Raw genomic sequence first — 13323 nt, 5'->3', positions numbered from 1 at the left:
GCGCCCTCGGGACTGACCGGCCTGGAACCCTCCGTCAGCGCGCGAGTGCACGCACTCGGGTGGGGGCGTCCGCAACGGCCGCCCCCACCGAGTCTCAGTCCTCGCGGCGGTCGACCCGTGACGAGGGGGTGCGACGGCGGAGGATCACACCGGCGCCGATGCCCGCGACCGCCAGCAGCAGCGCGGCGAGCGGGAGCACGGTGCCGGTGACGGCGAGCGCACCTGCCGTTCCCGACGACGCGATCGAGCCGGGGGCCGTGCCTGAGCCCGAGCCGACACCCGAGCCGGGCTCGGTGGGCGTGGGCGTCGGCGTCGGCTCACCCGGGCCTGCGGCCTCCGCGATCACGAACGGAGCGGAAGCCTCGGATGCCGGCGACGATCCCGCCGCGTTGATCGCGATGACCCGCACCGTCCACGTGCCCGGCGCGAGGTCGGCCACGGTGGCCGAGAGCGATGCGGCATCGAGCGAGATCGATCGCGTTGCATCGGCATCCGAGACGAACTCGAGCGTGTACCCCGTGATCGCCGAACCGTTGTCGGCCGGAGCCTCCCACGAGACGACCGCCGTGGCGCCGTCGACCTGCACCACCGGCGCCGCGGGGGCGGCGGGGACACCGATCTCGGCGCCGTCGGTCTCGAGCACGAACGGGGCGAACGCGATCCAATCGACGTCGGGGGCGATCGCGTACCCGTTCAGCACGACCTGGTCCTGCTGACTGGTCCGTTCGTCGATCACGAGGGTCTGCTTCGTGTTGCCGAACGTCACCGCCCCACCGTCGGTGGTGAGGTTCAGCGGCATCACGGCCTCCCAGAAGTTGGTCGCTGTATAGGTGTAACGGAACGTCGAGCGCCCCACCAACCCGTCGTGACCGGCTTCCTGCGCCTGCAGCCCCAGGTCGACGACCTGCGGGTTGTAGTCGTGGCGGCCCTCGATGTCGTCGTTCGAGTAGTGCACGATCGCGTCGTACGCACCGGCCTTATCGAACCCGGCGCCGCGGGCGATCGTGAGCGTTCCCTGGTGGGCCGGGACGGCGTCGGTGATGCCGAGCCCGCCGACGTAGCCCGAGCCTGAGCCGTTCGTCAGCTCCGAGCCGAAGCCCTTCACCGCCGCGGTTCCGCCGAGCGTAGCCTTCGTGGCATCCTCCACCTCGACCTTGACGATCGCGGCGTCGCCCTCGACCGCGCGGGTCGTGCTGACCGCGCTCACCCGGGCACCACCGGCGCTGCGGAGTTCGATTTCGCTGATGCCCTCGGGCAGGTGGATGCGCGCCCGCTTCTGCCCCTCGGCGAAGGTGGTCGCGAGGCGGCCGTTGACGGTCAGGCCGAGGTCGGAGCCCTGCCAGTCGACCACCACGTCGTAGTAACCCGACTCGTCCGCCGACGGGTAGACGTCGACCCGGTCACCGTCGCCGATCGACACCGCTCCGCCCTCGAGCTTCGCGGAGCCCGCCAGACGCAGGGTCGTGGCGGGGTACACCGCGTGCTGGGTGTTGGTGTCATCGCCCACGCGGGTGAGTTCGACCCGGTCGACGGTGACGCCGCCGTCCGCGCCGGCACCGGGGAGCATGTTCTGCCCGTCTCGGCTGGTGCGCAGGCTCAGCGTGTGGGTGCCGGCATCCAGCTTGACGTACACCTCGGCGGTGCCGCGGGCCGTGCCGCGCACGTTGTCGGGCTTGATCGCGTTGGCTCCGTACTGCACGGTCGCGGAGTCGGCACCGTCGACGAACAGCTCGTGCTGGGCGGCGCGACCCGGTGTGGCGGCGAGCACCGTGTAGCGGTACAGGCCCGGCTCGGCCACGTCGACCTGCCAGTCCAGGCGCGCGTCGGCGCCCGTGAGGCCCGTGACGTCGCGGTCGCCCGAGAGGCGGTAGCCGCCACCCGGCTGTGAGCGCACGGCGCCCCCGGTGATCGCGAGGTCTTCGGCCTCCGCCCACTGGTGCGGGGCCTGCTGGGCCGCCTCGGCGGCGACGTCGCGGTCGGTGGCCGGGGTGATGACCACCTGGTACGCGGCGCTGGCGTTGGCCGAGGGGATACGCACCTGCACGGCGCCGCCCGAGACCGCGACGTCGTCGTACGCGGCGACCACGCGAGGCGTGTCGGCGACGCCGTCGGTGCCCGAAATGAGGTCCTCGCGCACCTCGATGTCGACCGCGCCGCCGAAGGTGTCGCTCGACAGTCCGTTGACCGTGAGCAGTCCGTCCCGGCCCTGCTCCACTCCGCCGACGATCACCTGGGCGCGACGGTTCGCGTCGTCGATCGCGGCGATCGCCTTCTCGCGGTTGGTGGTGACCTCGGCGGTCTGCGAGCCCTGCAGGTCGCCGTACCACTTGAACATCCACCAGCCGCCGTTGGCGGCGTTGACCTTGGCCTGGTTGTCGGACAACGTGCCGGATGCCGTCCAGTACGCGGTCTGCGCGTCGATCTTCGCCGCCTCGAAGCTGGAGAACCAGCGCAGGAGGTTGGCGGGCGAGCTCATGTCGTTGCTCGCGCCGTACTCGGTGATGTTGATCTGGGGGACCTTGTCCTCGGCGATGCCGAGATCCCGCGCGTACTGGCGGAACGCGTTCGCGCGGTCCGGCATCCACTGGTATCCGCGCAGCTCGTGCCACACGTACACGTCGGGGACGGTGTTCGTGGCGATCGCGGAGCGCAGGAACGCCTTGATGTTGCCCTCACCGCGCCACGCGGCATCCCCGGGTCCGGCGATGCGGGGCCGGCTCAGCCCGTGCTTGGCGTAGACGTCGGTGATGACCTTCCAGGCCGCGGCCCAGTCGCTAGCCCCGCCGGGGGTGTAGCTGTCGGGCTGGCCGCCCTGCTGCAGGTAGCGGTTGTACTTGTCGTCGGTATTGAGCCACTGCAGGTCGAGCTCGTTGAAGGGGATGAACGTGTACTTCTCGGGGTCGTCGGCCCCGGTCGCGACCGCCTCGGTCACGATCTCGAGCACTTCGAGGTAGTCCCACACCCCGTCGCCTCCGGGCGTCCACTCCGACGTGAGCTTTCCGTCCGCGTCGCGCACGTACGTGCGGTCGTCGCCGGGGCGAACGCCCTGGTTGTAGGGCCAGTCCGGGTAGTAGTCCTGGGTGTAGATGTAGAGGTCTTCGCCGTGCTTGTCGAAGAACGTCTTCTCGATGTTGAAAGCGTCGCCGCCCGGGTGCTGCGTGCCGAACGGCGGCTTCTGCGACACGTTGGTCATGGCCGCGCCGTTGACGAGGGCCTGCGTGGGCGACTGCTCGTCGCCGAGGCCGTAGAGGGTTCCCGAGGCGCCGCCGCGGAAGTCGCCGGTGCGACGGCTCAGGTCGGCGACGATGTCCTCGGTCTGCCGCTCGGCGACCGAGACGGTCGCGGTGACCTTGCGCTCCGTACCCTCGACCACGCCGTCGACGGTGAACGTCGCGCCCGCCGTCGCGTACTGCGACGACCGTACGGCGTCCCAGCGGACGGCCGCGTCGGTCTTCAGTCCGGACTCGCGCGTCACGCCGACCCGAGCGGGCAGCACGGGCGCCTGGCCGGCGGTGGTCTGCACCTGCCAGGCCGTCTGGTCCACCGCCGTGACGGGGCCCGCGGTGGCGGCGAAGCTCTGCGCCACCTGGTCGGATGTCAGGGCGACGTCGTAGATCGAGAAGTCGTCGAACTCGCCGCCGAACAGGGCGGCCCACTGCGGCGCCCACGGCACCCGCCCGATCAGCCCGGAGCGGGTACTCGACTCTGCGGCCAGCTTCGTGAAGTCGACCGCCGCGGCTTCACGTCGGACCAGCTCGCCGTTGATGTAGTACGACAGCGTCTGACCGTCGGCCACCGAGGTGATCTGCGCCCAGGCGCCCGCGGTGAGCGGGACAGGCGAGACGGCCTTCACCTCGGCACCGGAGTTGGCGACGGCCTTGGACTGTCCGCCCTCGTTCGGGACGTAGTAGAGACCCCAGTTGTCGCGCGGCAGTGCGTCGCTGCCGATGATGTAGGCCCAGGGCAGGTTGCCGGAGTTCTTGCCGTCCCACTTGATCCAGGTCGAGACGGTGAGCGCGGTGACTCCGTCGAAGAGCCCGGCGGGGATGTCGAGGTACGGGCTCGCCGAGCTCGACGAGCCCTGGGCGGCGCCCGGGAACAGTCCCGACGCGCCGGCGGTGGAGGTGGGTCCGGTGCCGCGCGCGAGCGACGCCGCGTTGCGCACGTGCGCGTCGAACGCGCCGCCCTTGGAGCCTTCGTTGGCGATGACGGATGCCGCGGCATCCCCGTCGAAGGTGTACTCGACGATGGGGCGGGGTGGGGTGTCGTCGGGCGCAGCGAAGGCCGCGGGAGCACCGACGAGGCCGACGACCAGGGGCACGGTCACGCAGGCGGCGACGGCCGCGGAGACGCGGCACGGGGGATGGGTGTGGGGTCTCATGTTTCCTCGACGTTGAGTGACTGGACACGCGCATCGCATCTTGATAGCGCTTTCAGACCGCGAGCATAGGGTGTGCGACTTCCGACCGCAAGGAGGCCGTCACATTTCTGATATCGCTTTCATATTGTGCTTGATAACGCTTTCAGAATCGGTTAGCGTCCTCTCGTTCGACACGACGGAGAGACGAATGACGACGATGCACCCCGCCCCCACCGACGCGGCCCCGGCCCCGCGCCTCGAGTGGGGCACCGACCTCGTGGCACTCACGTTCCAGTGGGACGACGATGCGCCCGTGGTCTGCAGCGCGGTGCGCGTCGCCGACCGGGAGTTCCCGGTCCACCGCATCCCGTTCGTCGAGGTCCTCACCGCCGACGCCGGCCACCGGCCCGCCTCGGGCCGGCTCGCGCACACCGAGCTCGGCCTTCGGATGCGGTACATCGACCACACCGAGACCGCCCGCGACGGCGAGAAGACCCTCGTCATCCGGCAGCGCTCCGGTGACATCGAGACGCGTCTGACGCTCACCGTTCGCGAGGGCGTAGCGGCGGTCTCGAGCAGCGTCGCTCTCACCAACGTCGGCACCGGACGCGTCGTGCTGCGGTCGGTCGCGTCCTGGGCGGCCGGGTTCACCGACGCCGGCACGACCGACGACGCGCTCTCGGACTGGGAGCGGGTGACCGGCGAGAGCGACTGGCTCGGCGAGGGGAGGTGGACGCGTACTCCTCTGCGCGGCCCGGACTTCGTGCCCCTCGCCGAGCACCTCACCGGCCATAACCCGCGTGGGGCCTTCACCGCTGTCTCCACCGGGACGTGGTCGACGGCGCACGCCCTGCCCATGGGCGTGCTCGCGTCCCGGGCGGCCGGTTTCGCGCTCGCATGGCAGATCGAGCACAACGGCGCGTGGCGTTGGGAGATCGGAGAGGACACCGCCGGTGGCTACCTGGCGCTGGCCGGTCCCACCGACGCCGACGCAGCGTGGACGCACGTGCTCGGCCCCGCCGACTCGTTCACGAGCGTGCCCGTTACGGTCGCCTTCGCCCCGCATGCCACCGCCGCGGTGTCGGCGTTGACCGACCACCGCCGCGCGACGCGGCGCCCGCACCCCGACAACGCCGCGATGCCCGTGGTCTTCAACGACTACATGAACACCCTCGACGGCGACCCCACCACCGAGAAGCTCCTCCCCCTCATCCGCGCCGCGGCCGAGGTCGGCGCCGAGGTGTTCTGCATCGACGCCGGGTGGTACGACGACTCGGGACACTGGTGGGATTCGGTGGGCGAATGGATCCCCTCGACGACCCGTTTCCCGGGGGGACTCGCGGAGGTCATCGACGCGATCCGCGCCGAGGGCATGGTCGCCGGGCTCTGGCTCGAGCCCGAGGTAGTTGGCATCCGGAGCGCCCTCGCCGACCGCCTGCCGGCGGAGGCCTTCCTGCAGCGCCACGGTCAGCGCGTCGTCGAGCACGACCGCTTCCACCTGGATCTGCGTCACCCGGCCGCCCGCGCGCACCTCGACGGCGTCGTCGATCGGCTCGTGGCGGACTTCGGTCTCGGATTCTTCAAGATGGATTACAACATCAACCCTGGCCCGGGAACGGACCTGGATGCCGACAGCGTCGGCGACGGGCTGCTCGGCCACAACCGGGCGGTGCTCGAGTGGCTGGACGGCGTGCTGGACCGGCATCCGACCCTCATCATCGAGAACTGCAGCTCGGGCGCGATGCGCATGGACTACGCGATGCTGTCCCGGCTGGCGATGCAGTCGACCTCCGACCAGCAAGACTTCCGCAAGTACCCGCCGATCGCGGCGGCGGCACCGATGGCGATCCTTCCCGAACAGGCCGCGAGCTGGGCCTACCCCCAGCCGGAGATGGATGCAGAAGAGTCGACGTTCTCGCTGGTCACCGGCCTCCTCGGCCGCTTCTACGTGTCGGGCCACCTCAACCGCATGACGCCCGCGCAGCTACAGCGGGTGGCCGACGCCATCGCGGTCGCGAAGGAACTGCGCGGCGAGATCGCGACCGCGCACCCGCACTGGCCCCTGGACCTCCCGCGCTGGGACGACCCGTGGTTCGCCCTGGGCCTACGCCTGCCCGCCGCCGATCTCGTGTCGGTCTGGCGACGCGGTGACGCGGTCTCCACGGCCCTCTCCTTCCCCCACCTCGTCGGCCACGACGTCGAGGTGACCCCGGTCTTCCCCCTGGACCTCCCTTCCTGGCACACCGAATGGGATGCCACGACGGGGACCCTCCACGTGCGCGCCGGAGATGCCCGTGTCTCCGCGCGTACCCTCCGCCTCTCGGCCCGACCGGTCCCGGTCGACGAAGGCGCTCGCACCGGATCAGACTGATCACACCAACAAGGAGCAATTCAATGAAGAAGCGGTTCTTCGCCGCCACGGCCCTCGCCGCCGTGGCCGCCCTCGCCCTCGCAGGCTGCTCGGACCCCGGCGCCGGCGGAGGCGCCGCCGCGGGATCGTCGGACTGGCCCGCCCAGGACACCAAGCTCGACGGCACGACCCTCACCATCTGGGCCGCGCAGAACTCGAACAAGGTCCCTGACAGCGTCGTCAAGGGCTTCGAGGCGGCCACCGGCGCGACGGTCAATGTCGTGACGATCCCCGACCCCTACGAGCAGAGCGTGCAGACCAAGGTCGCCACCGGCGACAAGCCCGACCTCGCCTTCTGGCAGCCCACCGCCTCGCAGCTGACGGCGCTCAACGCCACGACGAACCTGCAGTCGCTCGACGGTGCCCCCTTCATCGACGCGTACACGCCCGAGCTGAAGGACATCACCGGCATCCTGAACGGCACGCGCTACGCGGCGCTCATCACGACCCCGGCGGTCGAAGGCGTCTACTACAACAAGGAGGTGTTCGCGAAGGCGGGCATCACCACGACTCCCGGCAACTGGGACGAGTTCCTCGCCGACGCCCGCCAGCTGAAGTCCGCGGGCGTCACGCCGTTCTTCGACTTCGGCGGCGGAACCCCGTGGGCCACGCAGTGGTGGGTGCAGGTGCAGCTCGCCGACGCCGCCAAGGACGGCCTGTGGGACCGCGTGAACGAGAACAAGGAGAAGTTCACCGACCCGACCATCCAGGGCGCGATCGACACCTACCAGGGCCTGATCCAGGAGGGGCTGTTCAACTCCGACCTGAAGACCGCGAAGTTCGAGGACCAGGGTCCGGCGCTGCTGTCCGGCAAGGCCGCGATGGCCGTGCAGGTCAACTCCTTCTTCGGGCAACTGCAGTCGCTCGCCGACACCCAGGAGCTGAACGAGAAGATCGGCTTCTTCCCGATCTCCCCCAACGGCAACGTCGGTACCTTCATCCCCGACCAGTCCAACGCTCTCGTGGCGTTCAAGACGGGGGACGCCAAGCGCGAGGCCGCAGCGCGTCAGCTGCTGTCGTACTGGCTCGGCGACGGCTACAGCGACTTCGTCCAGGCGCAGAAGACGGTGTCGCTGCAGAGCGACGTGAAGTCTTCGTCCGACGTGCCGCAGGCGCTGCTGGACGTCAGCAGCTCGCTCGGCGACTCGGTCGGCTCGATGCAGGCACTGGCAGTGGCCAACCCCGACCTGTACCTCAACCTCGGCGACATGATCCAGGGCACCAAGACCCCGACCCAGGTCGCGGAGGCCACGCAGTCGCAGTTCGCCGAACTCGCCAAGGCCATCGGCGCCTCCGGCTTCTGATCCCTAGGGGGCGCCGGGACCCGACCCGGCGCTCCACTTCCCCCGGGAGGAACACGCATGACTTCGACCCTCGAGCGTCCCCGCACGGTGACGCCGCCGCCGCGATCCGCGCGTCCCGCTCCGCGCGGTCGGCACGCGAAGGACCACCCGCTGTGGTTCCTGATCCCGGCGCTCGCCGTCCTGGTGGTGTTCTTCGCCGTCCCCACCGTCTTCAACTTCGTCTACGCGTTCACGAACTGGTCGAGCTTCAAGAGCTCCATCGACTTCATCGGCACCGACAACTTCGTCTCGTTGTTCTCCAACGGCTCGCTGGTGAATGCGCTGACCGTGACGCTCGTCTACGCCGTTCTGGTGGCGATCTTCCAGAACCTCTTCGGCCTCGCCCTCGCACTACTGCTCGAGCGGGACACCCGGACGAACCGCGCGCTGCGCGTGGCGTTCTTCGTGCCCGTGATCATGTCGGCCCTGGCCGTCGGCTACATCTTCCAGGCCATGCTCAAGCCCGACGGCGCGCTCAACGACATCCTCAGCGCCGTGACGGGGCAGAACATCGACATCGCCTGGCTCGGCAGCACGACCTGGACGATCGTCGTCGTCGCACTCATCCACGCGTGGAAGTGGATGGGCCTGTCGATGCTCATCTACCTCGCCGGCCTCAAGACCATCAGCGACGACGTGCTCGAGGCCGCGCGCCTGGACGGTGCGGGGTGGTGGACGACGTTCCGCGCGATCCGCTTCCCGCTGCTCGCCCCGGCGGTCACCTTCAACGTCGCCACCGCCCTGCTCGGCTCGATGAACGGCTTCGACATCGTGCAGGCGACCACCGCAGGCGGCCCCGGCGGAACCACCGAGCTGCTCAACATCTTCATCTTCCGGACCTTCGGCCAGGGCCTGTTCGCCCAGGCCACGACGATGAGCCTCGTGCTGTTCCTCGTGGTCGCGATCCTCGCCTTCCCCGTCATCCGGATTCTGCGCAAGCGGGAGGACGTCCTGTGACCGAGACAATGACCCTCACCACGGGGCGCGCGCGTCGACTTCCTCGCCGCCGCACGCCGATCGGGCGGGTCGTGCAGCCCGCCGCCGCGATCCTCGTGGCCGTCGCCCTGCTCGGCATCCCGTTCCTGCTCACAATCCTCACCGCCGCCAAGACGCAGGCCGAAGCCTTCGTTCCGTCGTTGGCGCTCCCGACGGAGTGGCACCTCTTCGACAACTTCGCGACGGTCATCGGCGACGGGCGCATGCTCGCCGCGTTCGGCGGCAGCGTCCTCGTGATGGTGCCGGCGGTGCTGGGTGTGCTGGTCCTCGGGTCCATGGCGGCCTGGATCCTCGGGCGCCGGCGCTCCAAGGGCCTGGCCTTCGTCTACGCCGTCGCGATCAGCGGCATCGTGCTCCCTCCGGCCGTGGTCACGATCGTGCTCCTGCTGCGTCAGCTGGGGCTCGCGGGCACCCCCGTCGGCATGATCGGCGTCTACATGGGCATGTACATGTCGACCGTGATCTTCTTCGTCACGGGCTTCGTACGCACGATCCCCGTCGAACTCGAAGAGGCGGCCCGCGTGGATGGAGCCTCGCCCGTGCGGGTGTTCGTCAAGATCATCCTGCCGCTGCTCATGCCGGTGCTCGCGACCGCGACGATCCTCATCTGCCTCTACATCTGGAACGACGTCTTCTACGCGTTGTTCGTCGTGGGCGGCCGACTCGACACGCTGCCCCTGAACCTCTACCAGGTGGCGAGCGCCGGTCTTTACCTTCAGAATTGGCACCTGATCTTCGCGTACATCATCCTGATGAGCCTTCCGCTGCTGATCACGTTCATGGTGGCCCAGCGGAAGATCATCTCGGGCATCACGAGCGGCGCCGTCAAGTGACCATCAGCGGCGGCCCGCAGAGAGGGAGAGCGATGGACCCCTCGCGCAACAAGCCGGCGACGATCGCCGACGTCGCCGCGCGCGCGGGAGTCTCCGTCCCCACGGTGTCGCGCGTGCTGACGGGCGCCGCGAAGGTGAGCCCCGCCAAGCGCGAGGCAGTGGAGGTGGCCATCGCGGAGCTGGGATTCCGTCCCAGCGCCGCGGCCCGCGTGCTGGCCTCCCGCAAGGCGCAGGTAATCGCCGTCATCGCCGGCGACACGTCGCAGTACGGCTACGCCGAGACCATCCGGGGGATCGAGGAGGCCGCCCGCGCCGGGGACTACACGGTGATGATCACCGTGGTCGAGAGCACCGACGACGTCGAGATCGACCGGGCGATCGCCGCCACGCTCTCGCAGCCGCTCGCCGGCGTGTGCGTCCTGAAGTTCGACCCTCCGGGCGTCGCCGCGCTGCATCGCATCCCGCCCTCCCTCCCCGTGGTCGCGCTCTCGGGTGTCCGCGAGCCGGGGCTGCGGCAAGCGGTGCTGGACGAGTCCCGCGCCGCGGAGGAGCTCACCGACCACCTGCTCGACCTCGGCCACGCGACCGTGCACCACGTGCGGGTGCCGCCGTCGCGACGGGAGGACGGCCGGACGACCGGCTGGCGTCGCGCGCTCAAGCGTCGCGGCGCGGTCATCCCCCCGCTCGAGGACGCCACGTGGGACCCGCGCTCCGGTATCGAGATCGGACGCCGTCTGGCCGAGGATCCCGCCGTCACCGCGGTGTTCTGCGGCAACGATGAGATCGCGATGGGAGTGATCCGCGGGATCACGGCATCCGGTCTGCGTGTTCCGGACGACATCTCGGTCGCCGGCTTCGACGACCATCCGCTCGCCGCATTGTGGTCTCCCCCACTCACCACGGTCGACCAGGACTTCGCCGGGCTCGGGCGCCGGGGTCTGCAGCTGCTCCTCAACGAGATCGCCGGCGAGACGGGACGCCGCTTCTCGTCGGACCGTCCACAACTCGTGGTGCGGGAGAGTACGGCGCCGCCGCGGGCGACCGCGACGGTGCGCCGAATCGGCTGACGGCCGCGTTTCAAGCCCCCTTCCTTCGCGCCCGCCACGCGCTACCGTCTCGGACGTGACGTTCAACGACAACGCCCGCGTCGGCGGCAATTCGGCGAAGCGCCGCGGCGGCACGGTCGCCGCCGTCGGCGGTGGCGCGGTGGGCCTCGGCGCGGTGGTCTTCCTGCTCATCCAGCTCTTCACCGGCACCGACCTGAGCGGGATCGTCGGAGGCGGAGGCGCCGCGGCGCCGCAGACCGGCGGCGAGCGCATCGCGAACTGCGAGACCGGACAGGATGCCAACCGCAACGACGACTGCCGGCTCGCCGCCGCATCGCTGAACATCGACCAGTTCTGGGGCAAGACCGTCGAGGGGTACCGCGAGCCGCAGCTGATCATCGTCGACGGCGCGACCTCGACGCAGTGCGGCACCGCGTCGAACGCGACCGGGCCGTTCTACTGCCCGCCCGAGGAGACCGTCTACGTGGACCCGACGTTCTTCCTGCTGCTGCGCGAGCAGTTCGACACCACGGCAGGCCCCCTGGCCCAGTTGTACGTCCTGGCCCACGAATACGGCCACCACGTGCAGAACCTCATCGGCGTCATGGAGCAGTATCCGAACAACGGCACCGGCCCGGACAGCAACGGCGTGCGCACCGAGCTCCAGGCCGACTGCTTCGCCGGCGCGTGGGTGGCCGACGCGGGCGATCAGGTCGACGAGAGCGGCACGCCCTACCTCGAACCGCCGACCGATCAGCAGATCGCCGACGCCCTGGCCGCCGCGGCATCCGTCGGCGACGATCACATCCAGGCCGAGTCCGGCGGGGTCGTCAATCCCGAGAGCTGGACCCACGGTTCGAGCGAGCAGCGCCAGCGGTGGTTCGACGCCGGACGCGCGGGCGGGGTCAACGCCTGCGACACGTTCTCGGTGCCGGCGGCGAGCCTGTAGCCCCGGGTCCTCGTCCCACTTGTGGCGCGGTGTGTCCCACGTCTTGCGGGACACAGGGCGCCAGAACGACGAGAAGTGGGACGAGGTTCCGCGGGCCCCGACGAAGACCCTGACCTGCGGAGACGGGCGGAGTCCCCGAGGCCGACGGTTCAGCTCAACGGATACACGACCGTGGTGCCCGCGGTTGTCTCGACGTGAAGGTCGTCGCCGAGGGGGGCGAGGACGGCGCTGAACACCCCCGCCTCCGACGACAGTTCGAAGACCGGCCCGTCGAGGATGATCCGAACCGCCGCCCCGACGGGCACCGTCCACTGCTGCGTGCCCACGCGCACCACGGCATCCGTGTCGTCCTTGTCCACCGTCACGGCCTCCGCCCCGCCCGACCGGACGGTCAGGCGCCCGCTCGTCGCCGACCACTCGATGTCGGCCGCGAGGCCGGCGACCCGCCCGTCGACGGCGAGCGGGCCGCGGTGCCGGGCGACGTCGGGATGCGGTCTGGCGGTGAGCACCGAACCCTCGAGACCGAGGCGATACGGCACGCTGTGCGCGCCCTCCCAGCCGGCGTCGTGGTCGCCGACCCCGCGGATCCAGAATTGGAGGCACGCGGCGCCCTCGGCGTCGAAGAACAGGGACGGAGCGTACAGACCGTCGCCGTAGGTCAGGCGCCCCCACGCCTCGGCGTCGAAGCGATCGCCGTCGAACCCGCCGACGGCGTAGCCCGCGTAGTGCAGGATGTCGGCGTCCCAGACCGACGAGATCATGATGTCCCCGCCGTCGAGCGTGACGAACTGCGGACACTCCCACAGCGCCCCCATCCAGACGGGTTCCGTCAGCTCGGTCGAGCGTTGCAGCGCCACACCGGTGTACCGCCACGCACGAAGGTCGGGAGACGTCCAGGTCAGCGCCATCGCCGTCCCGTCGCGTCCCGCCGCACCGACGAACATCCGCCAACCGTCGCCGTCACGACGGATGAAGGGGTCGCGGAACGCGATGAGGTCGAGCTCGGTGGGCGCGGTGACGACGACCTCGCCCTTCACCCAGGCCCCGTCGAGGCCGGCATCGGGCGTTGCGACACGCACGCGGCCGATGCCGAAGTCGGGTTCGGTGATCGCGGTGTAGAAGATGCGCAGGTCGTCGCCGTCGACCACGAGGCATCCGGTCCAGATCCCGTCATCGCCGTCTCCCGGCGCGAGGACGACGGCGCGTTCCTGCAGCGACAGGAGGTCGGGCCCGCTGGCGTGGCCCCAGTGGCAGCTCGGAGCCCACTCGACCCGATCAGGGACGTACTGGAAGAACGCGTGGTACTCGCCGTCACGCCAGGTGATGCCGTGGGGGTCGTTGATCCAGCCCGAACGGGCGGTGAAATGCAGCGAAGGGCGCATGGAG

At 70.1% G+C, this 13323-nt stretch carries 8 protein-coding genes; 6 read left to right on the top strand and 2 right to left on the bottom strand.

The window, feature by feature from the left end; all coding sequences use genetic code 11:
• Positions 1-94: 94 nt before the first annotated feature.
• On the bottom strand, positions 95-4381 hold the full coding sequence (locus QM517_RS15660; RefSeq protein ID WP_283288736.1) for a LamG-like jellyroll fold domain-containing protein: 4287 nt from the start codon (positions 4379-4381) through the stop codon (positions 95-97).
• 187 nt (positions 4382-4568) lie between these two features.
• Between QM517_RS15660 and QM517_RS15655 the strand changes: the two genes are divergently transcribed.
• The 6 genes from QM517_RS15655 to ypfJ are packed head-to-tail and all read left to right on the top strand — an operon-like array spanning position 4569 to position 11937.
• Positions 4569-6731: a glycoside hydrolase family 36 protein gene (locus tag QM517_RS15655; RefSeq protein WP_283288735.1), complete on the top strand. Its 2163-nt coding sequence runs from the start codon at positions 4569-4571 to the stop codon at positions 6729-6731.
• A 23-nt stretch (positions 6732-6754) separates the two neighbouring features.
• Complete coding sequence (locus tag QM517_RS15650) at positions 6755-8074, top strand: ABC transporter substrate-binding protein (protein WP_283288733.1); 1320 nt, start codon at positions 6755-6757, stop codon at positions 8072-8074.
• A 57-nt stretch (positions 8075-8131) separates the two neighbouring features.
• Positions 8132-9070: a carbohydrate ABC transporter permease gene (locus QM517_RS15645; protein ID WP_175627583.1), complete on the top strand. Its 939-nt coding sequence runs from the start codon at positions 8132-8134 to the stop codon at positions 9068-9070.
• Positions 9067-9942: a carbohydrate ABC transporter permease gene (locus QM517_RS15640; protein WP_238592351.1), complete on the top strand. Its 876-nt coding sequence runs from the start codon at positions 9067-9069 to the stop codon at positions 9940-9942. Before QM517_RS15645 ends, QM517_RS15640 begins: the two co-directional genes overlap by 4 nt.
• A gap of 32 nt (positions 9943-9974) precedes the next feature.
• Positions 9975-11009: a LacI family DNA-binding transcriptional regulator gene (locus QM517_RS15635; protein ID WP_283288727.1), complete on the top strand. Its 1035-nt coding sequence runs from the start codon at positions 9975-9977 to the stop codon at positions 11007-11009.
• Between the two features lie 55 nt (positions 11010-11064).
• Positions 11065-11937, top strand: coding sequence for a KPN_02809 family neutral zinc metallopeptidase (gene ypfJ / locus QM517_RS15630; protein ID WP_283288725.1), 873 nt, complete (start codon positions 11065-11067; stop codon positions 11935-11937).
• Positions 11938-12086: 149 nt separating this feature from the next.
• Here the strand turns inward: ypfJ and QM517_RS15625 are convergent, their stop codons facing one another.
• Positions 12087-13319: a glycoside hydrolase family 32 protein gene (locus QM517_RS15625; protein ID WP_283288723.1), complete on the bottom strand. Its 1233-nt coding sequence runs from the start codon at positions 13317-13319 to the stop codon at positions 12087-12089.
• Positions 13320-13323 lie beyond the last annotated feature (4 nt).

It is taken from the genome of Microbacterium sp. IEGM 1404, assembly GCF_030056775.1.
Lineage (GTDB): Bacteria > Actinomycetota > Actinomycetes > Actinomycetales > Microbacteriaceae > Microbacterium.
The sequence above is the reverse complement of the archived record's forward strand: the minus strand, read 5'-3'. Positions and strand labels throughout refer to the sequence as shown.

Bases quoted from the DNA above. Each gene is read 5' to 3' on its own strand.
- QM517_RS15645 (WP_175627583.1), top strand. From the start codon at position 8,132: ATGACTTCGACCCTCGAGCGTCCCCGCACGGTGACGCCGCCGCCGCGA.
- QM517_RS15635 (WP_283288727.1), top strand. From the start codon at position 9,975: ATGGACCCCTCGCGCAACAAGCCGGCGACGATCGCCGACGTCGCCGCG.
- QM517_RS15655 (WP_283288735.1), top strand. From the start codon at position 4,569: ATGACGACGATGCACCCCGCCCCCACCGACGCGGCCCCGGCCCCGCGC.
- QM517_RS15625 (WP_283288723.1), bottom strand. From the start codon at position 13,319: ATGCGCCCTTCGCTGCATTTCACCGCCCGTTCGGGCTGGATCAACGAC.
- QM517_RS15660 (WP_283288736.1), bottom strand. From the start codon at position 4,381: ATGAGACCCCACACCCATCCCCCGTGCCGCGTCTCCGCGGCCGTCGCC.
- QM517_RS15650 (WP_283288733.1), top strand. From the start codon at position 6,755: ATGAAGAAGCGGTTCTTCGCCGCCACGGCCCTCGCCGCCGTGGCCGCC.